Consider the following 22,361-nt stretch of genomic DNA (forward strand, 5'->3'; position numbering starts at 1 on the left):
CATGATCTTCCGCTGCCAGAAACTGATCCGCTTCGCCCACTGCGATCCAGCCGGGATCGTCTTCTATCCGCGGTACATCGAGCTGTGTGTCGAGGCGGTCGAAGACTGGTTCAACCAGGGGCTCGGGATCAGCTTCTGGGCCCTCCACGAGGAGCACCGGCTCGGAATCCCGGCCGTCCACCTGGACGTCAACTTCATTTCGCCCAGCCGCCACGGCGACTCGCTGGATTTCCTGCTTTCGGTCGCCCGCATCGGCAAAAGCTCCATGACCCTCGATGTGATCGTGGAATGCGAGGGCCAAAGGCGGTTCCGGGAGCAGATCGTGGTGGTGATGGTTTCCCTGGATACCATGCGCTCCGTGCCAATAACCGAGGCTTGGCGTCTTAAATTCTCGGCTTTCATGGAACATGAGCGGATTTAAACCGATTCTAAGGACTTAATCTCTAGTGGTTCACATAATTATTTTGAAATACTGATTGGTGCGGACCGACCCCTGGGGCTTGGCATGGACTTCCGATTCGAGATCAGCAAGCGATTGTCCAGGGAACACGAGGACGTGGCGGCGCTGCTGGCCCGTCTGGAGGCCTTCCTGCGGACCTCTGGCATCGACCGCCAACCCGATTGGCGGGACGCGGAGGCCCGGCGGATCATGGGCGACTTGAGGGGAGCGCTCCGCACTGAAATCCCCAATCATTTCGCCATCGAGGAACAGGAATTGTTCCCGGTCTATGCCGAGGCGGGCGGCGCGGACATGGTCGAGCTCCTGCTGGCGGACCATCAGGTCATCCTCGATCTGGCCGCGGAGATCAGGCCGATGGTGGAGAAAATCCTCGGCTCCCCGGAGGGCCTGGACCAGGCCGAGTGGGAGATCTTCCGGGCCCGGTGCGCTGTCTTCGTGACCGAGCTGGGCTCCCATGCGGAGAAGGAGGAATTCGGCTTCATCCCAGAAGTGGACGAACTGCTGGACCCGGCCGCGGCCAGGCATATTTTCGATCGCTACCTTCAGATGTAGCAGAGCCCGCGGCTGGTCATCAGCCCATCATCAGTCCAGCGCCTTCAGCCCTTCCAGCGCGGCTTCCATGCGCGTGAAGACCGGGAGCCCGCCCGCCGCGAGGGCCTTGCGCATGGGATCGTAGGCAGCACCCGCGTCCACCACCAAAGCCACGGCCTTGCCCAGCCGCTCCGCCTGAGTTTTCAGGTCCTGGGCGAAAGCCGTGGCTTTTTTTGCATCCTCCAGCTCCAGTTTGCGGGTGAAGGGCACCAGGCCCACCACCACAACTCTGGCCTCGCTTTGCAGCATCAGCTCCAGAATGGCGCGATAGGCGGCCTCGTCGGCCATGGGCGTGATGTCCAAGGGCAGTTGCGCCGACACCAGGTTCTCCAGCTTATGGTCCCGCAGGATTTCACGGAGAGACTGGACCTCAGCTCCACTCAAGACGGCCGGTGGAAAGGCGCCGCCCATCAGGTCTCCGGCGGCCACGCTTTCGAAACCTGCATTGGTGAGCACCGCCACGGGGCCTGGCTTCAAACCGGGGAAAGAGCCCAGCCACGCCAGCCCCGCGTCGAAGGCCGCGATGGTGGGCGCGATCCTGGCGCCCGCCCGGGTGAGCAGCGCCTGCTCCAGATCCCGATCCCCGGCCAGAGCCCCGGTGTGGCTGGCGGCGGCCGCCAGCCCCGCCTCGGTGCGGCCCGCCCGGTAGATCCACAGGGGCCGGCCCGCCGCCTTCATGCGGGCGGCGATGAAGGCGGTGGCTTCCAGATCTCCGGGCGCGAAGCCTTCCACATAGGCCGCCACCGACCGGATTTCCGGATCGGCTTCCAGGGCCTGGAGCAGGTCCGGCAGGCGCAGATCCAACTGGTTTCCCAGGGCGACCGCCAGGGCCAGCGGCAATTGCGGCGTTCCGGATAGCCGGCTCAACAGAAAGGCCCCGCTTTGGCTCAGAAGCGCCAGGGATCCGCCGCCCGGCGGCGGGGTCCATTTGTCCGCGGGGATGAAGGTAGTGTTGATTCCCTCAACCGGCACCACATGTCCCAGGAAGTTCGGACCGAGCAGGGCCGGGGTCCACCGGCCTTCGCGCCGGGCCTCATTCAGAGCTTCCATGAGCCGTCCGCCCAAACCGTCGGTGTCCGCGCCATCGCCCAATCCCCCGGCCACAAGCGCCACCACCGATGCGCCGCCGCCCTGCGAGATGAGCGCTTCCACGGACTCCACCGCCGAAGCGGCGGGCAGGGCCAGCACCAGGAGATCCACGGGCGCCTTCAGCAAGGCCCCGGCATCCGGCAGGCAGGGGAGATCCAAAAATCGCGTTTCGCCGGGGCGCAGGATGAGGAGATCGCCTTCGGGCAGCCGGGCCTTCCGCAAATTCTCGATGATGATGCGGCCCGCGCCATCGGGTTTGCCGGAGACACCGGCCACGGCGATGCGCTTGGGGGCTTTCAGAGCCTCCAGGAAATCCCGGGGCGGAGATGGCCGCGCGGATCTGGGCGCAGCGCCCCGGCCCACACCGTCCAGGGGGCGCGGATCGCCGCTCAGGTCCAGGGCCACGGGATTGAGTTCGAGCAGGTCCAGACCTTCCGACTCCGCCAATTCGGCGGCCGTCCAGAGCCCTTCAAGGAAAGCCAGGAGTTGGGGACGGGTGGTGAGGGGTTTGGTGCCCCGAAGCGTCCCCAGCCAGACCTGGCCCAACAGATGCGCTTCCAGCTCCCGCAGGGCCGACTGCGGATCCACGAAGGCCATGGGCCAACGCAGGGGCGGAGCCAGGGCGCCCAGAGCATCTGCCTGCATGCCCCCGAGGCCGAGCACCAAAGTCCAACCGCCCTCGCCCTTGGTCAGGGCCGCGAAACCTTCGGCGGGCAAACCTGGCGACGAGGCCATCTGGATGCGTTCGCACACCAGAGCCCCGATCCAGGGATAGCCTTCGGCCTCCACCCGGATCCGCATCTCCTCCCAGGCCGAGGCCAGGGCATCGCTCTCGAACCGGAGGAACCGCACGGCGCCCAGCTCGCTCTTGTGCCACAGACCTTCCGCGATGCCCTTCACCACCACGGATTCTCCAGGCGCGAAGGGAAGGTGTTTCCCCAACCACCCATGCCGGGGGGGATGCAGACCCGCCCTGGCCAGCAGGCCATAACAGGCTCCCTCGTGAAGGAAGCCCGTGCCGCAAGCCGCTGTGTTCATGCGGGGATCGGAGCTGCGTGCCGCAGGCCCGCGGCGAAGGCCGCCTCGTTCAGCGGCAGGAGGGCCGGCTTGTCCTTCAGCACCATGCGGATGGTGGAAAGGAAGGTCTCCGCTGGAAAGAGTTGGGTCACGGCCTGGATGGCGCCGAGCGCCACGATGTTCTTCACCATGGGCCGTTCCAGCCCGAGGGCCAGTTGGGTGAGCGGCACACCGACCATCCGGATGCCGGGGGCCATGGGCGGCAGGGATGAAACATCCTCGATGACGGTGGAATCATAGATGATCACGCCGCCTGCGCGCACGGTAGGCGCGAACTTCGTCAGGCTGGGCATATTGAAGGCCACCAGGACCATCGGATCGGGCGCTGCGGGATTCAACACTTCGTGCTCGGCGATGTGCACATCTGCGTAGGAAGTGCCGCCGCGGCTTTCCGGGCCATAGCTCGGAATGTTGGTCGCGTCGAAACCTTCATTGATGGCGGTTCGGGCCAGCAGCAGGGCGGCGGTCTGCGCGCCGTCGCCACCGGACCCCGCCAGCTTGAAGCTGATGTCCTGGCCGCCCAGGTGAAGCGGAAAACCCTTGGCGTGGCGCGTGGGCGCATCCTTGCTGGCGCCCACGAGCGCCAGGACCTTATCTGGGTCGAAACTGGGAGTCTGGGCCGCATCCCACCAGGGCTCCACCACGGTGTCCTTTTTGACGCCGAGCGGGAACACGGGCTCCATGCACTCCTTGACCCACTTTTCGGTTTCCTCTGGAGTCATCTTCAGATGGGTGGGGCACTCCGAAAGGACTTCGATGAAGGCATAACCCCTGCCTTCGGCCTGGATGCGCAGCGCTTTCTCGATCGCCTTCCGGGCCTTGATCCGGTTCTTCGCATCATAGAGCGCCACGCGCTCCACGTAGACAGGACCATCCAACTGGGCGATCAGTTCCGCCATCCTCAGGGGCATGCCCATGCCCTGGGTGCGTCCTTCGGGACTGGTGCTGGTCTTCTGTCCCATGAGCGTGGTGGGGGCCAGTTGCCCGCCGGTCATGCCGTAGATGGCGTTGTTGATGAAGATGACCGTGATGGGAATGCCCATCTGGGCCGTGGAGACGGTTTCCGCCAGGCCGATGGAGGCCAGGTCGCCGTCGCCCTGGTAGCTGATGACGATGCTGTTGGGATTGGCGCGCTTGTGGCCGATGGCCACGGCGGGAGCCCGGCCATGGGCGGCCTGGGTGTTGCCCACATCGAAGTAGTAGTAGGCGAAGACCGAGCAGCCCACCGGACTCACCAGCACGGTCCGATCCTGGATGCCCAGGGTTTCGATGACCTCGGCGAGATCGCGGTGGACCAGCCCATGGCCGCAGCCGGGGCAGTAGTGGGTGGTGCGGCCCTTGAGGCCCTCGCCGTGGGAATGGCGTTCGAAATGACCGTAGATGACGCTCATGCCTTCACCTCTTCCATCATCCGGGCATCCTTGATGAGCTGGTGGTCCTTCTGGATCCTGGCCTCGATCTCCACCTGCTCCGGCAGCTTGCCGCCATAGCGCTGCACGGACGAGATGGGCGGATGGTCCAGTTCGGCCTTGCTGAGGGCGAGGCGAAGCTCGTCCTGCAATTGTCCGGGGCTGGCCTCCACGACGATGACCCGCTTCGCATGGGACAGCAGCGGCTTGAACGCGTCGATGGGGAAGGGCCACAGGGTGATGGGGCGGAACAACCCGGCCTTCACGCCCTGTTCGCGCATGGCTTCCACCGCGCCCTTGGCCATGCGGGCCGGCGTGTTGCAGGCCACCACGATGATCTCCGCATCGTCGCAGCGGTACAGCTCGGCCAGCTGTTCCTTCGCTTCGATCTCCGCGTATTTTTCATTCAGGTGGATGTTGTGGGCCTCGAGGTCCACTTCGGTAATGAGGATGGAGCTGATGAGGTTGCGGCGATGTTCCCTGTCGCCCCATACCGCCCAGGCCGGCAGGCCCGGCTGGGTCAGGGTGTCGGGCAGCCGCACCACGCCGGTCATCTGGCCCAGGTAGCCGTCGCCCAGGATCACCACCGGATTGCGGTACCGGAAGCTCAGCTCGAAGGCGAGGCGGGTCAGATCCAGCATTTCCTGGGGTGTCGACGGCGCCAGCACGATGCCATGGGTATTCCCATGGCCGAGGCCGCGGCAGGCCAGCTTGATGTCGGCCTGTTCCGGCGCGATGTTCCCGAGTCCGGGGCCGCCCCGCATGATGTTGATGAACACGCCAGGGAGCTCGGCGCCGATCATGTAGCTGATGCCTTCCAGCATCAAGCTGAAGCCGGGGCTGCTGGTGAAGGTCGCGCAGGGCAATCCGGCACCCGCGCAGCCGTACATCATGTTCACCGCTGCGACCTCGCTGACGGCTTGCACGAAGGCGCCATCGAGCTTGGGCAGGATCTTGGCCATGAGCTCGGCGCCTTCGGTGGACGGGGTGATGGGATAGCCGAAGACGTGGCGGCAGCCCGCCAGCAGCGCGCCGATGGCGGACGCGTAGGTGCCCTTCAGCATCAGGGGTTCGCGGGCCGAAATCGGCACTTCGACCCCCGGGTGGTCCACGGGCTCCTGGAGATGCGCAGCCCTGGGGCCGAACAAGGCCGCCGGATCCTCCAACTCGAACTCCGCGCTGCCGACTTCATCCGAAGGCTGCGGCCTCAGGCCGTAGGGTTCCGGACAGGCCTGGATGCAGAGCTGGCAACCGTTGCAGTTTTCCAGATTTAGCACCACCGGGATCATCCCCGTTCCAGGATGGACATGCTGCCCCTGGGTGATGCAGTCCTTGGCGCAGGCGTCGATGCACCGCAGGCAGCCCTTGCAATATTCAGCTTCCAAGAGGGGTTTGGGTCGAGTCGTTGTGGGCGTCGCCATGGCGGTTCTCCCTTGCTCCTCAAGGGTCAGGCTTTGGGTCTGTGCAGGGAGTCACAAAGCCTTATAGGTCCAGCGTTGGCGCCGTCATAGCTCCGTCATGGCCCCACTTGGGCGCCGCTTTCCGGACACAGGAAATCCTGTTCTAGCGGCCCAAGGCCACAAAGGTGGCCACCAGGTCATGGCAGTGCTCGCAGGTGTCCTGGGGGTACATGCAGGGGAATCCATCCACACCGATGCCAGGGCAGTTCTCGTGATGGGCCGTGAGCGTCAACAGCTCGATGCAGGACCGGGCCAGCGCTTCCTGCCGCTCCGGCGGCAAGCCACGCAGCGCATCCAGCAGGAGGGCTTCATGGGGCACCAGCATCTCAACCTCCCAATAGAGTGACCCAAGGATGGGTCGGGATCCTTGTGCCCGGCGTCACGAAGCTGCAGTGCTCGGCGCCGGACCGGAAACCCCAAGATCGATGGATCATTGGAGGATGAGCATAACCCCCTTCGACCCCGTTCTGGCCGCGCGATTCAGGGCCTTGGCCCTGGAGGCGTTGAAGCGTCCGGCTTCGCCGTTCAGCGAATTGCCGGATCCCCTGGTGGTGGTGGATCCCTTCCGGCAATGCCTGGGCCTCCTGAAGGAAGGCGGGTTGCGCGCCATGTTCAGGATCTCCACCGCAGCCAACGGTCTAGGCTGCGAAGAGGATTCTTTCCGCACGCCCGCAGGCTGGCACTCGATCCATGGGCGCTTCGGTGAAGGCGCCGAGCCGGGCACGGTCTTCCGGAGCCGGGTTCCCACGGGCGACGTGTGGCGTGGAAATGCCCGTGATGAAGATCTCATCCTCACCCGGGTGCTCACACTGGAGGGTCTGGAACCGGGTGTGAACCAGGGGCCGGGGCGGGATTCCCGGGACCGCTTCATCTACATGCACGGCACCAATCAGGAGGGCCTGCTGGGACAACCGGTTTCCCACGGCTGCATCCGCCTCTCGAACCGGGACGTGGCGGAGCTTTTCGATCTGCTCCGGGTTGGCGATGCCCTGGTGGTGGCGGACCAGGATCTCTCGGAGGAAATGGGCCTGGGCCGACTGCATTTCGCGGGTGTGGCCGGAAGCGGCATGAGCGCCCTCGCGCAGTTCGTGGCGATGAAGGGCGGCCGGGCCAGCGGCAGCGACCGGGCTTTCGACCGGGACCAGCAGGAAAACACCCGCCGGAAGCTCGAATCCCTCGGCGTGCGAGTGCATCCCCAAGACGGCAGCGGCCTGGAAGGCGATTGCGCCGCGCTGGTGGTCTCCACCGCCGTGGAGGATAAGGTGCCGGACATGGCCGCCGCCCGCGCGCTGGGCGTGCCCGTGCTGCACCGCTCGGAACTGCTGGCCCATTTCACCGCTGCCCACCGCACCGTGGCGATCACCGGCACCAGCGGCAAGTCCACAACCACCGCCATGGTGTTCGAGCTGCTCCGGGGCGCGGGCCGGGATCCCAGCGTGATCACCGGCGGAGATCTCCGCGTCCTGCAGGCCGAAGGCCTGATCGGCAATGCCTGGGCGGGAAAGTCCGATCTCCTGGTCATCGAAGCCGATGAAAGCGATGGCAGCGTGGTGAGCTACCGCCCCGAATTGGGCGTGGTGCTGAACCTCCAGAAGGACCACAAGGACGAGGCCGTGGTGGCCGGGATGTTCCGGGAATTCGCGCGCAACGTCCACGGAGCCCTGGTGCTGGGCGAGGCCGGCAATCTTTCGGAATTCCGCGCGGGGGCCACGGTCTTCGGTTTCGGCCCTGGGGTCCAGGTGCGGGCGGAACAGGTGGAGCATGGCCCCGAAATGTCCCGGTTCACGATCGAAGGCGTAGCCTTCGAGTTGAATCTTCCGGGCCGGCACAACGTGGAAAATGCGTTGGCCGCCCTCGCCGCCTGCCGCGCGCTCGGCGTCCCCCTGGGCGACATGGTGGCGCCGCTGCGCGATTTCAAGGGGGTCGGCCGGCGTTTCCAGGTCCTGGGGGAGGCCGGAGGGGTCACGGTGGTGGACGATTTCGGCCACAACCCCGCCAAGATCGCCGCATCCTTGCGCACGGCGCATCTGCGGGGCGGGCGGATCCTGGCGGTCTTCCAGCCCCACGGCTTCGGCCCCTTGCGCTTCCTCCGCGCTGACCTGGTCGCGACCTTCGCGGTGGAATTGCATTCCGGCGACCGGCTCTGGATGCTGGAGGCCTTCTACGCCGGAGGCACCACCATCAGGGACATCTCCAGCGCGGATCTCGTGGCGGACTTGCAGGCGAAAGGATGCGCCGCGGCGTTTGCGGAAAGCCGCGAGGCCTTGGTGGAAGCATTGATAGGCGAGGCGCGCAACGGAGACCTGGTGCTCATCATGGGCGCCCGGGATCCCAGCCTCACGGAGTTGGCGAACACCATTCTGGCTAGGCTCTGACGATCGATGCGAACTCAAGTCTCATCGGGTTCCACGAACAGGTGCTGGATCTGGGGAAAACGGGTTTTCAGGCGGACTTCCAGCGCGTTGATCGCTTCCACCAGGGCATGGCCGCTGGGCTGGTCTTTGAACCGCACCTGCAGGGCGACCATGAGCCGCCCGCTGCCGATGACCACGGCGATGAGGTTCAGGGTGGCTTCGACTTCCTGGTCCTCGTTCACCGCGCCGCGGATGGCGGCGCGAAGACCCAGGGGCGGCGCCTCGTTCATGAGCAGGCTGGTCACCTCGGTGCCCACGAAAAGCGCCACCGCCACGAGAAGCAATCCGATGAGGAGGCTGCCGATGCCATCCCACACCGGGTTGCCCGTGGCCAGGGTGAGCAGCACGGAACCGAGCGCCAGGCCCAGGCCCGCGAGCGCCGCGGCATCCTCGGCGAGCACCACGATCAGCTCGGTGGCGCTGCTTTCCTGCATGTAGCGCCACAGGGACTTCCGGCCGCGCTCCGCTTTGGCCGCCTGGAGCGCCCCCCGCATGGAAATGCCTTCGAGCGCCAGCGCGAAGACCAGCAGGCCGATGGCCCAGCCAAGATCATGGGGCACTTCGGGATGCCGGATCTTGTGGATGCCCTCAACAATTGAATACACGCCGCCCACGGAGAAAAGCAGCAGTGCCACCAGGAAGCTGGCTATGAAGGCGGCCTGCCCTTGGCCCAGGGGATGCTTGGCGGTGGCCGGTTTCTGGCCCTTCTTCATGCCGATGAACAGCAGGAGCTGGTTGCCGCAGTCGGCCACGCTGTGGATGGCCTCCGTGAGCATGGCGCTGGAATGGGTCAGGCCGAACACCACGAATTTGGAGATGGCGATGCCGAGGTTCGCGGCCAGGGACAGGGTGAGGGCTTTGGAGGAATTGGCGCTCATGGTTTCGGGTAGATGCGCAACGCGCCAAGGAGGCCGCCCAGGAGGTAGAGCGATCCCGTCACCAGCCTCGTGCCTTCGCCTTTTTCCCTCAGCCGGTCCGCCAGCTGCGGGATGTCGAGGACGGGCAGCTCTTCGCCGAACACCGAACGAAGCTGCTCCGCGTTCGCCCAGCGATCCCCGTGGCCCACGATGCCGGTCAGGGAACGGGGCGCCATCCGCTGCAATTGCGCTTTCATGGCCGACAGATCCTTATCTTTCATGGCGCCGAAGTAGAGGGCGGGCCGCACGCCGCAGGTGACGGCGTGATCGGCCAGCACCTTGGCGCCATCGGGGTTGTGGGCGCCATCCATCCAGACGTCTTCGAGGCCGGGGACCTTCCAAAGACGGCCTGGCCATTGGGTTTCCTCGATGCCTTTCCACAGCGCCGCATCCGGAATGGGAAACCCCAGGCAGCGGAGGTGGCGCATGACTTCGAGGGCGGTGGCCAGGTTCTTCACCTGGTGCGCCCCGGCAAGGTTCAGGCGATGGCCGTTCACCACGGAATGGTCCCAGGCGATGGACGAAGGCGACAGGGCGGGCGCCGGAAAGATGGCGGGACGGCACTCCATCAGCGGCCAGAGCCAATCGGATTCCAGATCCTGGCCCACCACCAGGGTGTGGCCGTCCCGCGCGATCCGGAGCTTTTCCCGGGCGATGGCCTCAAGGGTGGCGCCCAGGTATTGCTGATGTTCCAGGCCCACGTTGGTGAGCACCGAAACCATGGGCTCGCAGGCATTGGTGGCGTCCCACCGGCCGCCCAAGCCCACTTCCACGATGGCCAGCTCCACGCCGGTCATGCGGAAAGCCGAGAAGGCCGCGACGGTCATCATCTCGAAATAGGTGGCTTCCACGCCTTCATCGCGTTCGGCTTCGAAGGCCTCGTTCAGCAGCAGATCCAAGGCGCCCGCGCCGATGTGGTGGCCATCGATCCAGATCCGCTCCAGGGGGGAGACCAGGTGCGGCGAGGTGTACCAGCCCACCACGCTGCCCGCGGACCTCATCGCATTCGCCAGGAGCGCGCCGACGCTGCCCTTGCCGTTGGTCCCGGCGATCAGGACGATGGGGTAGCTGCGGTCGGGGCGTCCTAAGGCATTCAGCAGGGCATTCGTGTTGCCAAGGCCCTTCTTGATGCCCCAGTGGCTGCGCTTGTCCAGCCGCTCGAGGTGGGGCCAGTCCGCGGCCCGCCGCCAGTGGGCGTCATCGGGACCCTGGCGCCCTGGTTCCACGCGCTCTGGTTCCGGGAGTTCCGGTTCCGGGCTGGAATCGGCGTTCAGGCGCCGGTCGGGAGCATCCATGAGAGACATGAGGCCACAAACTCCTTGAGTTGATCCCGTGAAACGACCTTGTCCACCATGCCGTGGGCCTGCAGGAACTCAGAGCGCTGGAACCCTTCCGGCAGGCTCTGCTTGATGGTCTGCTCGATGACCCGGGGGCCGGCGAATCCGATCAGGGCCTTGGGCTCGGCGATGTTCAGGTCTCCGAGCATGGCGTAGCTCGCCGACACGCCGCCGGTGGTGGGATCCGTGAGGATGGAGAAATAAGGAAGGCCCGCTTTGTCCAGCTTGGCGAGGGCCGCGCTGACCTTCGCCATCTGCATCAGGGACAACGTTCCTTCCTGCATGCGCGCGCCGCCGGAGCAGCTGACGATGATGTAGGCGCATTTTTTCGCGAGGGCGCGCTCCGCGCCAAGCTTCAGTTTCTCGCCCACCACGCTGCCCATGGAAGCCGCCAGGAAATCGAAATTCATGACGCCCATCACCACGGGATGGCCGGAAATCGTCCCTTCCACGATCACGACCGCGTCTTCGGTCTGGCCCGCGGCCTCCAGCTTCTTGAGCTGGTCGGCGTAGGCCTTCGAGGCCACAAAATTCAGCGGATCGGCGGAACGCAGCTCCGAGAAGAGCCTTGTCCAACCTTCGTCCATGAGGTTCGCCAGCCGTTCCTCAACGCCAATGCGGAAGTGGTATCCGCACTTGGGGCAGACATTGTGGGTGTTCACCAGCTCGGCGCGGTAGATGAGCTCCCGGCAGTTGTCGCACTTGATCCAGAGGCCCTCGGGCACCCGGACGGTCTTGGCCTCCACAGCGGTCTTTTGTTGGCGTTTCTTGATGAACCAGGACATGACCCGACCTCGACTGTGGCTGATGCGGCTACTTCTTCCGCGGCCCTTGTTTCATGGCTTCGAACAGCCTGTCCAGCTCGCTTTCGCTGCCGTAGTGGAGCAGGACGACGCCGCCTTTGCCCTTGGCCTTGATCTCGACCTTCGTGGACCAGGCCAGGGTCAGCTCCTCCGCGGCGGCCTTGATGAAGACCGTGTTCGGGTGCTTCTTCCGGCCCTTGGGGCTGGTTTTCTTCTCGAGGTGCTGGAGCTTGGATTCCAGAGCCCGGACGCTGAGCTGTTCCTGGATGACGACCTGGGCCATCTGCTCCATGAACGCTGGATCCGGCAGGCCCATCAGCACTTTCGCGTGGCCCGTGGTGATCTTGCCCACGGCCACGAACTCCTGGATGGCCGAAGGCAGGCGGAGCAGGCGGAGCGTGTTGGCCACCTGGGAACGGCTCTTGGCGACGCGGTCGGCCACCTGCTCCTGGGTCAGCCTCAGGTGCTCTCCGAGCTGCCAGAAGGCCTTGGCCTCTTCAATAGGGTTGAGTTCCTGCCGCTGGATGTTTTCGACCAGGGCGAACTCCAGCAGCCGGTCATCCGGGACTTCCTTCAGAACCACCGGCACCATGGGGATGCCGGCCTTGCGGGCCGCCCTCCACCGGCGTTCGCCCGCGATGATCTCGAACTTCTCGCCGACCTTGCGGGCGATGATGGGCTGGACCATGCCGTGCATCTTGAGGCTGGCGGCCAGCTCGTCCAGGGACGCTTCGTCGAAATGCGTGCGGGGCTGCTGGCGGTTGGGGAACAGGGAACCCACCGGCACTTCCCTTTGGGGGGCGTCATCCGCCGCATGCTGGCTCATCAAGGACGTAAGCCCCCGCCCCAGAGCCTGGCGCTTGAGGTTCATTCCGCCTCCCTATTCAAGGCTGGGCTTGGTGTCGCGAGTTCGAGGCCCAGCCACTCCCGGGCGAGATTCAGGTAGGCCTGGGCCCCTTTGGATTTGAGGTCGTAGAAGGCCACGGGCTTGCCGTGGCTGGGGGCCTCCGCCAGGCGGATGTTGCGCGGAATCGTGGTGCCGAAAACTTTGCCGGGAAAGGCCTGGCGCACTTCATTGGCCACGGCGGAACCCAGATTGGTGCGCTCCTCGGCCATGGTCAGCAGGATGCCGCCGAGCTCCAGGTTCGGGTTCGGCCCCGCCTGGATCCGCCGGATGGTCTCCATCAGTTCGGCGAGTCCATCCATCGCCAGGAATTCGCAGGGCATGGGAATGATGACTTCGTCGGCGGCCGTGAGCGCATTGAGCGTGATCATGCCGAGGGCCGGAGGGGAATCGATCAGGATGAAATCGAAATTCTCGATCACCGGCTCCAGGGCCCTGCGGAGCTCCTGCAGCTGGGGCAGCTCGAAGAGCTCGAATTCCAGTTGGGCGAGATCCTTGCCCGCCGGGATCACCTGGAGCATGGAGACTTCGGTGTGGAGGGTCAGCCCTTTGGCGGGCGCGCCTTTCATGAGCGCGTAGGATCCGGCCCGGTGGTCGGGCTTGGGGAATCCGAGGCCCGTGGTGCTGTGGCCCTGCGGATCGTAATCCACCAGCAACACCAGCTTTTCCATCATCGCCAGAGAAGCCGCGAGATTGATGGCGGTCGTGGTCTTGCCGACGCCGCCTTTCTGATTGGCCAATACGACGATGCGCGCAGTCATCCTAGGCTCCGCCCCGGAGGCCCAGAGGGGCAGCAGAGCGCTGAATGACTTCTCGGATCACGGGCATCCTCGGGTGTGGAACACGCCAGGATAGCACGTTCCACGCCGGTGCCGGACCGGCGGGGAGCAAGGTTTCAAGCTAAGAGCGTGTTTTAAAATTCCCCCGTCCCTTCGGGCTGGGGCGGTGGGGGGGAATTATAAAACACGCTCTAGGCCCAGCGAGGCGTCGGGCGCCACCGTGGCGATGATGCGCACCCGCCCGGTGAGCCAAAGTTCCCGCCAGGATCCGTCCGCCATGAGCACCACGGATACTTCCACCGGATCCACGCCTCTGGGTTGCAGCCGCCACGACGGACGGCCGGTCCGCTGGGCCATCCAGGCCGCAGCCACCGCGCACCCGGTTCCGCAGCAGAGCGTCTCGCCCTCGACTCCCCGCTCCCAGGACCTGATGCGCGCGGTCCCCGGGCCGGTGGGCTGGAGGATGTTCACGTTGACGCCTTCGGGAAAAGCCGGGTGATGCCGCAGCGGCGGCGCGAACATGGCCAGGTCCACCGAGTCCACGTCTTCCACTTCGACGACCAGTTGGGGATTCCCGACGAGCCCGAAGGCCGCGGGTCCCTGGAGCTGGACCGGCAGCGCCCTGAGGCCGGACTCCGGGCCCTCGGGCATGCGGATGCCGATGTGGAGGTCCGGTCCGTCGGCGCTCCGGCGCAAGCGGATCGATTCGCCACTGGAGATGGCCTCCACGGATTCCGCCGCAGGCGCTCCTGGAAGCGCCAGGGCCGCGCGGCTTCCGTTGGAGCAAAAAGAAAAGGCGCCATCCGTGTCCCAATGGTCCATCCGCCATGGCTTTCCAGGTTCCACCGCATGGAGCCGGAAGAGTCCGTCGAGCCCAAGCCCCGAGCCCCTGGCGCAGAGGATCCTGGCCCACCTTGGGCCGTCGAAGGATGCGGGCAGGTCGCGAGCCCACGCGAAGGCGAAGACATTGCCCGAGGCGGCCGCGAGGGTCAGCAAAGCGCCATTCCTACCGCTTCCCGCCATGGTCCCGGAAGGTGTAGACCGTCTCGCCGGGTTTGGCGTAGCCACGCTGCCGCGCGAGGGATTCCATCAGCTCCGGATCCTTGTCCAGCAGCCGCTTGACCTCCAGCGCCAGCTCCCGGTTCTTCCGGTTCAGGTCCATGAGCATCTGCTGCTGCCTTTGGAACTCCTGCTGGCGCTTATGGAGGGCCGGCAATCCGTAGGGAGACCAGAGGATCGCCACCGACAGGAATCCCGAGATGCCTAGGACGGCCATGATGACCCTGGACTCCAGCAGCGAGTTGGCGTTCATCGCAGCCTGGCTCCGAAGGCCTCCTTGCCGGCGTAGCGGGCCGCCGCGCCCAGCTCCCATTCGATCTGGAGCAGGCGGTTGTATTTGGCCACGCGGTCCGTCCGGGTCGGCGCGCCTGTCTTGATCTGCCCTGCCCCGGTGGCGACGGCCAGGTCCGCGATGAAGGTATCCTCGGTCTCGCCGCTGCGGTGGCTGATGATCGCGCGGTAGCCCGCTTTGTGGGCCATGTCCACGGCCCTCAGGGTCTCGGTGACGGTGCCGATCTGGTTCAGTTTGATGAGGATGGCGTTGGCGATGCCCTGCTCGATCCCATCCGCGAAGATCGCCGGATTGGTGACGAACACATCGTCGCCCACCAACTGGGTTTTCGCGCCCAGTTTGTCCGTGAGGTCCTTCCAGCCCTTCCAGTCGTCCTCGCTCATCCCGTCCTCGATGGTGAGGATCGGATGGCGCTTCACCAGTCCAGCGAAGTAGTCCACCAATTGGGCCGAGGACTTCTTGGCGCCTTCGAGGTGATAACCGTCCTTTTGGTGGAACTCCGAGGCCGCCACGTCCAAACCGAGGTAGAGATCCTTGCCGGGCTTGAATCCGGCCTTTTTAATCGCTTCTTCGATCAGATCCAAGGCGTTTTCGTTGCTCTCAAGGTTCGGGGCGAAGCCGCCTTCGTCGCCGACGCCGGTGGAAAGCTTCCGGGCCTTCAGGACCGCCTTCAGGGAATGGTAGACCTCCGCCCCCCATCTCAGGGCCTCCGCGAAGGTGCTGGCACCCACGGGCAGCACCATGAACTCCTGGATGTCCATGTTGTTGTCGGCATGGGCCCCGCCATTCAGGATGTTCATCTGGGGAACCGGCAGCGACCGGGCCGAGGCTCCGCCCAGGTAGCGGTAAAGGGGCTGGCCGGTGGCCTTCGCCGCGGCGTCCGCCAATGCCATGGACACGGCGAGAATCGCATTGGCTCCCAGTTCCGCCTTGTTCTCGGTGCCATCGAGATCGCACAGGAGTTCGTCCAGTTCCGCCTGCTGGAGCCCGTCCAGGCCTTCGAGGGCCTCGTTGATTTCGGTGTTGATGGCCTGGACGGCTCCCAGCACGCCCTTCCCCTGGTAGCGCTTTTTATCGCCGTCCCGCTTTTCCAGGGCTTCGCGGGTGCCCGTGGAAGCGCCCGAAGGGACCATGGCCTGGCCAAGGAAAGACGGCCCCGCGCTGCTCTTCAGCTCCACCCGGGCGAGGACCGTGGGGTTCCCCCGGCTATCCAGGACTTCCAAGGCCGAGACACGCTCGATGAGATTCATATCAACCACCAATTCAAGAGACCGAGCGTGAGGCCCGCTCGAAAGTGGGCCATCACGCTCGGTCGGTTAGGGTCTAAAAAAGCCCCGTTACTTCTTTGCGGCCTTCTTCGGCGCGGCCTTCTTGGCGGCCGGCTTCTTGGCGGCGGCCTTCTTCGGCGCGGCCTTCTTGGCGGCCGGCTTCTTGGCGGCGGCCTTCTTCGGCGCGGCCTTCTTGGCGGCCGGCTTCTTGGCGGCGGCCTTCTTCGGCGCTGCCTTCTTCTTCGGGGCTGCCTTCTTGGCGGCGGCTTTCTTCGGCGCTGCCTTCTTCTTCGGGGCTGCCTTCTTGGCGGCGGCTTTCTTCGGGGCTGCCTTCTTGGCGGCGGCTTTCTTCGGCGCGGCCTTCTTCACGGCGGCCTTCTTCGGGGCTGCCTTCTTGGCGGCGGCTTTCTTCGGCGCGGCCTTCTTCGGCGCGGCCTTCTTGGCGGCCGGTTTCTTGGCGGCGGCCTTCTTCGGCGCGGCCTTCTTGGCGGCTGGCTTCTTCGCTGCAGCAGCGGGCGCAGCTGGCATGCCAGCGGTCATGGGTTCGGTTTGTGCCATTTTTGGCTCCTTAGGGCCCTTGCGGGCAAGGTTTGAGGTGGAGCTTGGTGATGTTGCTTTGAGTGTAGGCAATTTTGCGGATTGCGCACCCTTCTCTTTGATTTTTATTTCAGAATCTTTTTTCGCGGCCGCCGCGGGCGCTTCGGCCGCCTTCGCTTTCGGCTTCGACGGTTTCTTCGTAGACTCAACGCCAGCAAGGATCTGCGCGAGCCGCTTACCCGGATAGAACTCGTCGAGAAGCGCGTCGCCGATGATCACGCCATGGACGCCCATGGCCTCGAGTTGTTTGATCTGGGCGAGCGTGCCGACCCCGCATTCGATCATCCGGAGGCATTTTTTCGCCGGCACTTTCTTGATCAGGGCGATGGCGGCATCCCAGGAGGGCTCCCAGGTGTCGAGATTCCGGCCCACAACGCAGATGAGGTCGGCGCCCGCTTCTATGGCCTTCTGGAGTTCCTTCTCGCTGCTCACTTCGACCACCACGTCGAGCGATTTCAACGCCGCCAGCTTCAAAAGCGCCTGCATCCGCTCGACCGTGAGGAGGGCGGCGACGAGGCTGATGGCATCGGCGCCGAGGATCTTGCTCTCCTCCACCTGGTACTCCTCCAGGATGAAGTCGCGGCGGAGCAGGGGATTCTTCACCTGCCCCCGGACCTCCGATAGATGCTTGTCCTCGCCGAAATAGAGGAAGCGGTCCGTGGCGACCGAGACCGCGCGCGCGCCATTGTCGACCAAGCTCTTCGCGTGGGTGGCCGCGCGGTAGGTTTCGCGGACCTGCCCGCGCAGCGGATTGCCGCCTGCGACTTCGGCGATCACGGTGATTCCAGGCTGGCTCAATTCTTCTTTCAGGGAGTGGTGTCCCCGGTATGCTTCCTTCACCGCCGCAGGTCCCCGTTGCTTCTTGATCTCGACATCGAGGGCCTTGAAGATGGCGATTTTCCTTAGCATTCTCCTGCCCCCATGATCGCTGACCCTGTTGCACCTGGCATCCATACTCCGGATAAAAAATCAGATGATCCGAACGCGAAATGATTGGCCTGCTGAAATTCAATCAAAGCATCGATTCCTTTCGGGTCAACTAAAATATCAATCATTTCAAACTAATCTTGAGTCCGCGGTGGCATTCGCGCAACCCTTCAATGTGATTTTCCGCTGTCCGTAAACCCGCTGCTGGAGCCGAAATGCAGATCCTAGTGCTCGACCATCCACTCGCGCATCACAAGCTCGCGCTCCTGCGGGACCGGCGCACGCCCGTGATCCACTTCCGTTCCCTCACTGAGGAACTGGGGCTCCTGCTGGCTGTGGAGGCCACGCGGAACCTGGCCACCGAAACCGCGGAGGTGGAAACCCCGCTCGAGAAGACGAGCGGCCGGATGCTCGCCAACCACGACCCGGCCCTCGTGCCGGTGCTCCGGGCGGGGCTCGGGTTGGTTCCACCATTTCTAAAGTTGCTGCCCACCGCCAAGGTCGGGCACATCGGCATGTACCGGGACCACGCGACGCTCAAGCCCGTGCCCTACTACCGGAACTTTCCGCCCATGCTCGAGTCCCGCGCGGTCTACCTGCTGGATCCCATGCTGGCGACCGGAGGCAGCGCCTCCGAGGCCATCCAGGAAGTGAAGGATGCCGGCGCGAAGAACATCACCCTGGTCGCCGTCATCGCAGCTCCCGAAGGCCTCGCGAGGCTGGAGAAGGACCACCCGGACCTCCGCGTCGTGGTCGGCGCCGTGGACCGGGGACTCAACGAGCACGGGTACATCCTTCCGGGCCTGGGCGATTCCGGCGACCGGACCTATGGGACGATCTAAGGATTCTTGGCCGGATCCCACCACGTCATCAGGCGTTGCATGAACCCCGGCTTCGGCTTCGGGGCCTCGGGCTCTTCATCCGCGGCCGTCATGTCGACCTCGTGCGGAACGGGGAGCAGCGGATTCAGCTCGATGGCTTTCCGGTAATTCTGCGCGGCTTCCCGTTTGAAGCCTTTGCGATGGTACAGCTCGCCCATGAGCGCGAAGGGCTCGCCCGCCTTGGGCCTCAGTTGGTTGGCGGCGTGCAAGGCGTCCATGGCCCGCACGAGCCAAGCCGGGTTGGCCATCCGGAGCCTTCCCAGCAGCAGCCATGAATCGTAGGCGACCGCCCCCCCGGGATCCAGCTTCACGGACTCCTCCAGCAGCCGCACCGTTTCGCTGGTGCGGTCCTGGATCAGCAGGTACTTCGCCCGCTTGTAGAGTTTCAACGCGGTCTGCTCGGGACTGAGGTTTTCTTCCGGGGGTTCAGGGACGCTTGCCCCTTCGCTCGGAGCAGCTTCGGCCTTCATGCTCGGAGCAGGAACAGCCGCGGGTGGCGGGAATTCGATGCGGAATGGTTTTTCGGCGGGCTTCGCTTCGGCCTTCGCGACTGGTTCAGGCGCGGGAACCCGCGGGGCAGGCGCGGCTTGTGCCGGCGCGGCGAGCCGCGGGGGCGGCGCGGGGGACGCCGGGGGCAGGACCGGCATCATCGGCGGCGTGATGGGCTGGTTGGGCTTCCGGGGCCTCGCGGGAGACGGCATCTCTCCTTTGGACAAGTTCAACCCGGAGAGCGCCCAAAGGGCCACGATGAGACGCGCCGTCTCCTCCTCCTCCATGCCCGTGAGGGAGGCCAGGGTTTCAAAACCCAAGGGCTCCTTGCCGAGGAAGGTCAGCACGTAGGCCATCTGGGGCGTGAGCGGAAGATCCTTCAAGGTATCCAACAACTCCGGCGGGGCCTCCCACCGCCAGTCAGGAGAGGATCGGAACAGGTCGCAGACATCGGAAAGCGTCGCCAGATCCTGGAAGGTTTCCCAGACGATGCGCCTGTAGTCGATGGGGAAGTAGAGATCGAGGTCGAGATGCCCGCCCAATGGGGCGTCATTCCACTTCATCTCCAGGATGGGATGCTCCATGGCGTTGAGCAGGATCTGGCGCATCAGCGTGTAGAGATGCTCGTCGCGCTCCTTTTCGTTCAGCAGCCCCCATTTCACCAACCGGTCTCCGAACCGGATCCCTGATTTGTCCGCCAGCAATTCCTGGAGCGCATCCCAGTCCAGCACGCCCTGGCGGATGAGGTAGTTCCCGAACTGTTCCCCCGCGACTTCGCTCTTCAGATAGACGAGGTTGCCGTTGACCCAATACAAAAAGCGGATGCCGTCGCTCTGATCGAGCACCAACACCCCGTCCTGGGCTTCCTGGCGGAGGCTTCCCATGAGCGCCGGCAGGAATTGGCGGGTGCGGGCTTCCGTCATGATTCCTCCGGGTTGGTGGAAAAAATCTTTGCACAACCTGGGCGTAAATTGCCTAAAAAGAACTGGTCTTTACCTGGGCCTCCATTTAGGAACGTCTTATGCTTGGTGTGCAACATGGCAATGAGCCTTAAGGGGGAATGGATCATGTTTGAAAAACTTGGCAAGTTTCACATCAAAAAGGTTTTGGGCCAAGGGGCCATGGGGGAAGTTTACCTTGGCGAGGATCCATCCATCGGCCGCGAAGTCGCCATCAAAACCATCCTTCCGAGCGCTGCCCAAGGGGAAGAGGCCAATGAGCGGTTCGCCCGCGAAGCCAAGGCCGCCGGCGCTCTGAACCACCCGAACCTGGTGACCATCTATGAATTCGGCGAGGACCAGGGCGTGATGTACATCGCCATGGAACTGGTGCCGGGCCACGACCTGCAGGAATTGCTGCTGGATCAATCCCTGTCGCGGACCGAGGTGCTGGAAGTCCTCGCCCAGGTTTGCGACGGATTGGATTTCGCCCACCGCCAGGGCATCGTGCACCGCGATATCAAGCCGACGAACATCCGCGTCCAGCGCGACGGCAAGAAATTGCGGGCGAAGGTGATGGATTTCGGTGTGGCGCGCGTTGCGAATTCCGACATGACGGCCACGGGAATGGTCATGGGCACCGTGAGCTACATGGCTCCGGAGTACATCCGCAGCGGCAAACCGGACCCCCGGAGCGACCTCTTCGCCGTGGGCGTCATGCTCTACGAGGCCCTGAGCGGACGCAAACCCTTCAGCGGCGACACCACCCCGACCATCCTCTATAAAATCGTCAACGAGCCGCCGGAACCCATCGACCTGAGCATGCTGCAAGGCATCAGCCCCCTCGTCCGGAGCGTGCTCGACCAGGGCCTCTCCAAGGATCCGGAGACCCGGTACCAGACCGGTGAAGCTTTCGCCAAGGCGCTCCGCGCCGTGAAAGATCCGACCTGGCAGGGCGTGGTCCCCGAAGCCACTGCGGTGCTGCCAAGCGGTGCCCTGGCCGCTCCCGTTTCCGTCTCTGCGAGCCCCACAGCCGTGCTCCCGACGGGTTCCGCGCTGCCCCCGACCGAAGTCATGGCGGCCGGGCCCGTCACGCCACCTGCCCTGCCCTCGCGGCCAAGTCCGCACACTCCGGCCAAATCGGGATCCGGCGCCCTGGTGGCCGTCCTCGTGGCGGGGGCCGTGGTGGTGGCTCTTCTGGGAGGAGGCGGATTCTTTGGATGGCGCTGGTGGCAGGCAAGGCAGGGCCAGTCCAACCCGACCACCGCCGCCCAGGATGCGGGTTCACCGGATCTCAGCGCAACGGCGGCTTCGGGTGCGAACCCAACCCCTGACGGCAATCCGATCATGCCCGTTTCTCCCGAATCCAAAGCCGTTGCGAATGACCAAGCTGGACGGATGGCTGCGGGGGTCAAGGCCCCCCAGCAGCCGCAATCCCCCCTGAAGCCCGGAGAACCCTTCCAGCCCGCCACGCGTTCGGAACCCGCGCAGCAGGCCCCCAGTGAAGTTGTTCCCAGCGGGCCCTTCTCACCGGAACGCCTGAGCACCCTGAGCGCCGCGGAGCACATGAGCCTGAGCAATTCCACCATGAGCGAAGCCACCGCCATGGCGAACAGCAATCCCGTCAAGGCCCTGGAAGGCCTACGCAATGCGATAGCGGCGAACCCCTACAATTCCCGGGCCTATGGCTGGGCCCTGGTCATCTCGTACAAGACCGGGCGCTATGGAGAAATGAAGACCTTCTACCGCCAAGCGAAAAGCAAGGGGATTTCCATGTCCCAACTCGAAGGCGGCAACGCCCAGTTGAAGACGATCCTCGACAACGAGGCCTTCAACCACCGCATCCCCGGAGGACTTGAGGGCAACGAATGAAGCGGTCGAAGGGGCCGCAGGACCATGTCCGGAAGGATGTGGAAGCCTCGCTTCAATACCGGTTCCGCGACCCCAGCCTGCTGGACCTGGCCCTGACCCATGGTTCCGCGGGCCGGGGCTTGGACAACCAGCGGTTGGAATACCTGGGCGATGCGTTGATGAATTTTTGCGTGGCGCGCCTCATCTACCAGGAGCAGCCCGATTGGCCCGAAGGTGCCATGTCGAAGTTGCGGGGCCTGCTGGTCTGCACGGACGCCTTGCATGATTGGGCCCAGGAGCTGGGCCTCGCATTGACCACAGGGGTCCGGGCGCCCAGGCAGCCGGGCGCGTTGAGAAAACCCCTGGCTGATGCCGTCGAAGCCCTGCTGGCCGCCGTCTACCTGGATGCGGAAGATTCAAAAAACGGGGGGCTGGATGCGGTGATGGCCCTCGTCGCGCGCCGGCATCTGGAGGCCATCCGCTCGGCGCAGCCCGGAATGTGGGAGCATCGCGACAGCAAGACGACCTTGCAGGAAAAGGCCGCAGCCATGGGCTTTCAGGCCCCCAGCTATGAACAGATCTCCAGGTCGGGGCCCGACCACCAGCCCACCTTCAGAGTGCGGGCCTCTGTCGGTGAACTCCAAGCGGAGGCCAACGCGGGCAGCCTTAAACAGGCGGAGATACTCGCCGCAAGGGAACTCGTGGAGCAACTGGACCGAGCCGCGTCCGGGGAAGCCTCCTGATAGGATTTAACCGCCCTCGCTTGCCAAGCGTGAGGATTGTTGGGTAAATGGCCAAGGCTCCGGGGTAAACTCCAAG

20 protein-coding genes are annotated in these 22,361 nt (G+C 64.8%); 6 read left to right on the forward strand and 14 right to left on the reverse strand.

Annotated features, from left to right (window positions below):
* Window position 1 precedes the first annotated feature (1 nt).
* Window positions 2-421 carry an acyl-CoA thioesterase gene (locus tag IPQ13_09105; protein MBL0211050.1) on the forward strand — a complete coding sequence of 140 codons (420 nt, stop codon included), beginning with the start codon at window positions 2-4 and terminating at the stop codon, window positions 419-421.
* Window positions 422-505: 84 nt separating this feature from the next.
* Window positions 506-1,012 (forward strand): hemerythrin domain-containing protein, encoded by a 507-nt coding sequence (locus IPQ13_09110; GenBank protein ID MBL0211051.1) that lies wholly within the window; start codon window positions 506-508, stop codon window positions 1,010-1,012.
* A gap of 30 nt (window positions 1,013-1,042) precedes the next feature.
* Here IPQ13_09110 and IPQ13_09115 read toward each other — a convergent pair whose 3' ends face one another.
* The 4 genes from IPQ13_09115 to IPQ13_09130 all read right to left on the reverse strand — a co-directional run bounded on the left by IPQ13_09115 (window position 1,043) and on the right by IPQ13_09130 (window position 6,411).
* On the reverse strand, window positions 1,043-3,178 hold the full coding sequence (locus IPQ13_09115) for a CoA-binding protein (protein MBL0211052.1): 2,136 nt from the start codon (window positions 3,176-3,178) through the stop codon (window positions 1,043-1,045).
* On the reverse strand, window positions 3,175-4,608 hold the full coding sequence (locus IPQ13_09120) for a 2-oxoacid:acceptor oxidoreductase family protein (GenBank protein ID MBL0211053.1): 1,434 nt from the start codon (window positions 4,606-4,608) through the stop codon (window positions 3,175-3,177). Before IPQ13_09120 ends, IPQ13_09115 begins: the two co-directional genes overlap by 4 nt.
* Complete coding sequence (gene vorB / locus IPQ13_09125; GenBank protein MBL0211054.1) at window positions 4,605-6,047, reverse strand: 3-methyl-2-oxobutanoate dehydrogenase subunit VorB; 1,443 nt, start codon at window positions 6,045-6,047, stop codon at window positions 4,605-4,607. Before vorB ends, IPQ13_09120 begins: the two co-directional genes overlap by 4 nt.
* Before the next feature lie 142 nt (window positions 6,048-6,189).
* The gene (locus IPQ13_09130) at window positions 6,190-6,411 is read right to left on the reverse strand and encodes a hypothetical protein (GenBank protein ID MBL0211055.1); all 222 of its coding nucleotides are present in this window, start codon (window positions 6,409-6,411) and stop codon (window positions 6,190-6,192) included.
* A gap of 115 nt (window positions 6,412-6,526) precedes the next feature.
* Between IPQ13_09130 and IPQ13_09135 the strand changes: the two genes are divergently transcribed.
* Window positions 6,527-8,461 carry a L,D-transpeptidase family protein gene (locus tag IPQ13_09135; GenBank protein ID MBL0211056.1) on the forward strand — a complete coding sequence of 645 codons (1,935 nt, stop codon included), beginning with the start codon at window positions 6,527-6,529 and terminating at the stop codon, window positions 8,459-8,461.
* A 14-nt stretch (window positions 8,462-8,475) separates the two neighbouring features.
* On the opposite strand, the gene IPQ13_09140 is transcribed toward IPQ13_09135, so the two are convergent.
* The 9 genes from IPQ13_09140 to IPQ13_09180 all read right to left on the reverse strand — a co-directional run bounded on the left by IPQ13_09140 (window position 8,476) and on the right by IPQ13_09180 (window position 17,365).
* Window positions 8,476-9,378 carry a cation diffusion facilitator family transporter gene (locus IPQ13_09140; protein ID MBL0211057.1) on the reverse strand — a complete coding sequence of 301 codons (903 nt, stop codon included), beginning with the start codon at window positions 9,376-9,378 and terminating at the stop codon, window positions 8,476-8,478.
* The gene (locus IPQ13_09145; GenBank protein ID MBL0211058.1) at window positions 9,375-10,721 is read right to left on the reverse strand and encodes a hypothetical protein; all 1,347 of its coding nucleotides are present in this window, start codon (window positions 10,719-10,721) and stop codon (window positions 9,375-9,377) included. Before IPQ13_09145 ends, IPQ13_09140 begins: the two co-directional genes overlap by 4 nt.
* Entirely contained in the window at window positions 10,688-11,539 is an 852-nt protein-coding gene (locus IPQ13_09150) for an acetyl-CoA carboxylase carboxyltransferase subunit beta (GenBank protein ID MBL0211059.1), read from the reverse strand. The genes IPQ13_09145 and IPQ13_09150 overlap by 34 nt, the downstream gene beginning before the upstream one ends.
* Window positions 11,540-11,567: 28 nt before the next feature.
* Window positions 11,568-12,428 (reverse strand): ParB/RepB/Spo0J family partition protein, encoded by an 861-nt coding sequence (locus IPQ13_09155; protein MBL0211060.1) that lies wholly within the window; start codon window positions 12,426-12,428, stop codon window positions 11,568-11,570.
* Window positions 12,425-13,222, reverse strand: a complete 798-nt coding sequence (locus IPQ13_09160; protein MBL0211061.1) for a ParA family protein — start codon at window positions 13,220-13,222, stop codon at window positions 12,425-12,427. The genes IPQ13_09155 and IPQ13_09160 overlap by 4 nt, the downstream gene beginning before the upstream one ends.
* Window positions 13,223-13,417: 195 nt before the next feature.
* A complete protein-coding gene (locus tag IPQ13_09165; GenBank protein ID MBL0211062.1) occupies window positions 13,418-14,236 on the reverse strand; it encodes a hypothetical protein in 819 nt (272 codons plus the stop codon).
* A gap of 10 nt (window positions 14,237-14,246) precedes the next feature.
* The gene (locus IPQ13_09170) at window positions 14,247-14,552 is read right to left on the reverse strand and encodes a septum formation initiator family protein (GenBank protein ID MBL0211063.1); all 306 of its coding nucleotides are present in this window, start codon (window positions 14,550-14,552) and stop codon (window positions 14,247-14,249) included.
* Complete coding sequence (gene eno, locus IPQ13_09175) at window positions 14,549-15,841, reverse strand: phosphopyruvate hydratase (GenBank protein MBL0211064.1); 1,293 nt, start codon at window positions 15,839-15,841, stop codon at window positions 14,549-14,551. The genes IPQ13_09170 and eno overlap by 4 nt, the downstream gene beginning before the upstream one ends.
* Before the next feature lie 87 nt (window positions 15,842-15,928).
* The gene (locus IPQ13_09180; GenBank protein ID MBL0211065.1) at window positions 15,929-17,365 is read right to left on the reverse strand and encodes a histone H1-like repetitive region-containing protein; all 1,437 of its coding nucleotides are present in this window, start codon (window positions 17,363-17,365) and stop codon (window positions 15,929-15,931) included.
* A 233-nt stretch (window positions 17,366-17,598) separates the two neighbouring features.
* Between IPQ13_09180 and upp the strand changes: the two genes are divergently transcribed.
* Entirely contained in the window at window positions 17,599-18,225 is a 627-nt protein-coding gene (gene upp, locus IPQ13_09185) for a uracil phosphoribosyltransferase (protein ID MBL0211066.1), read from the forward strand.
* On the opposite strand, the gene IPQ13_09190 is transcribed toward upp, so the two are convergent.
* On the reverse strand, window positions 18,222-19,676 hold the full coding sequence (locus IPQ13_09190; protein ID MBL0211067.1) for a hypothetical protein: 1,455 nt from the start codon (window positions 19,674-19,676) through the stop codon (window positions 18,222-18,224). The genes upp and IPQ13_09190 overlap by 4 nt on opposite strands.
* 198 nt (window positions 19,677-19,874) lie before the next feature.
* On the opposite strand from IPQ13_09190, the gene IPQ13_09195 reads away from it, so the two are divergent.
* Window positions 19,875-21,563, forward strand: a complete 1,689-nt coding sequence (locus IPQ13_09195) for a protein kinase (protein MBL0211068.1) — start codon at window positions 19,875-19,877, stop codon at window positions 21,561-21,563.
* Window positions 21,560-22,285, forward strand: a complete 726-nt coding sequence (gene rnc / locus IPQ13_09200) for a ribonuclease III (protein MBL0211069.1) — start codon at window positions 21,560-21,562, stop codon at window positions 22,283-22,285. The genes IPQ13_09195 and rnc overlap by 4 nt, the downstream gene beginning before the upstream one ends.
* Window positions 22,286-22,361 lie beyond the last annotated feature (76 nt).

This window comes from Holophagaceae bacterium (genome assembly GCA_016720465.1).
GTDB lineage: Bacteria > Acidobacteriota > Holophagae > Holophagales > Holophagaceae > JANXPB01.

What these genes read in the sequence shown, in the direction of transcription:
- eno (MBL0211064.1), bottom strand. Translation starts at nt 15,841, where the DNA reads ATGAATCTCATCGAGCGTGTCTCGGCCTTGGAAGTCCTGGATAGCCGG.
- IPQ13_09170 (MBL0211063.1), bottom strand. Translation starts at nt 14,552, where the DNA reads ATGAACGCCAACTCGCTGCTGGAGTCCAGGGTCATCATGGCCGTCCTA.
- IPQ13_09120 (MBL0211053.1), bottom strand. Translation starts at nt 4,608, where the DNA reads ATGAGCGTCATCTACGGTCATTTCGAACGCCATTCCCACGGCGAGGGC.
- IPQ13_09160 (MBL0211061.1), bottom strand. Translation starts at nt 13,222, where the DNA reads ATGACTGCGCGCATCGTCGTATTGGCCAATCAGAAAGGCGGCGTCGGC.
- IPQ13_09130 (MBL0211055.1), bottom strand. Translation starts at nt 6,411, where the DNA reads ATGCTGGTGCCCCATGAAGCCCTCCTGCTGGATGCGCTGCGTGGCTTG.
- IPQ13_09105 (MBL0211050.1), top strand. Translation starts at nt 2, where the DNA reads ATGATCTTCCGCTGCCAGAAACTGATCCGCTTCGCCCACTGCGATCCA.
- vorB (MBL0211054.1), bottom strand. Translation starts at nt 6,047, where the DNA reads ATGGCGACGCCCACAACGACTCGACCCAAACCCCTCTTGGAAGCTGAA.
- upp (MBL0211066.1), top strand. Translation starts at nt 17,599, where the DNA reads ATGCAGATCCTAGTGCTCGACCATCCACTCGCGCATCACAAGCTCGCG.
- IPQ13_09140 (MBL0211057.1), bottom strand. Translation starts at nt 9,378, where the DNA reads ATGAGCGCCAATTCCTCCAAAGCCCTCACCCTGTCCCTGGCCGCGAAC.
- IPQ13_09190 (MBL0211067.1), bottom strand. Translation starts at nt 19,676, where the DNA reads ATGACGGAAGCCCGCACCCGCCAATTCCTGCCGGCGCTCATGGGAAGC.
- IPQ13_09155 (MBL0211060.1), bottom strand. Translation starts at nt 12,428, where the DNA reads ATGAACCTCAAGCGCCAGGCTCTGGGGCGGGGGCTTACGTCCTTGATG.
- IPQ13_09135 (MBL0211056.1), top strand. Translation starts at nt 6,527, where the DNA reads ATGAGCATAACCCCCTTCGACCCCGTTCTGGCCGCGCGATTCAGGGCC.
- IPQ13_09195 (MBL0211068.1), top strand. Translation starts at nt 19,875, where the DNA reads ATGGGGGAAGTTTACCTTGGCGAGGATCCATCCATCGGCCGCGAAGTC.
- IPQ13_09150 (MBL0211059.1), bottom strand. Translation starts at nt 11,539, where the DNA reads ATGTCCTGGTTCATCAAGAAACGCCAACAAAAGACCGCTGTGGAGGCC.
- IPQ13_09145 (MBL0211058.1), bottom strand. Translation starts at nt 10,721, where the DNA reads ATGTCTCTCATGGATGCTCCCGACCGGCGCCTGAACGCCGATTCCAGC.
- IPQ13_09180 (MBL0211065.1), bottom strand. Translation starts at nt 17,365, where the DNA reads ATGCTAAGGAAAATCGCCATCTTCAAGGCCCTCGATGTCGAGATCAAG.
- IPQ13_09115 (MBL0211052.1), bottom strand. Translation starts at nt 3,178, where the DNA reads ATGAACACAGCGGCTTGCGGCACGGGCTTCCTTCACGAGGGAGCCTGT.
- rnc (MBL0211069.1), top strand. Translation starts at nt 21,560, where the DNA reads ATGAAGCGGTCGAAGGGGCCGCAGGACCATGTCCGGAAGGATGTGGAA.
- IPQ13_09110 (MBL0211051.1), top strand. Translation starts at nt 506, where the DNA reads ATGGACTTCCGATTCGAGATCAGCAAGCGATTGTCCAGGGAACACGAG.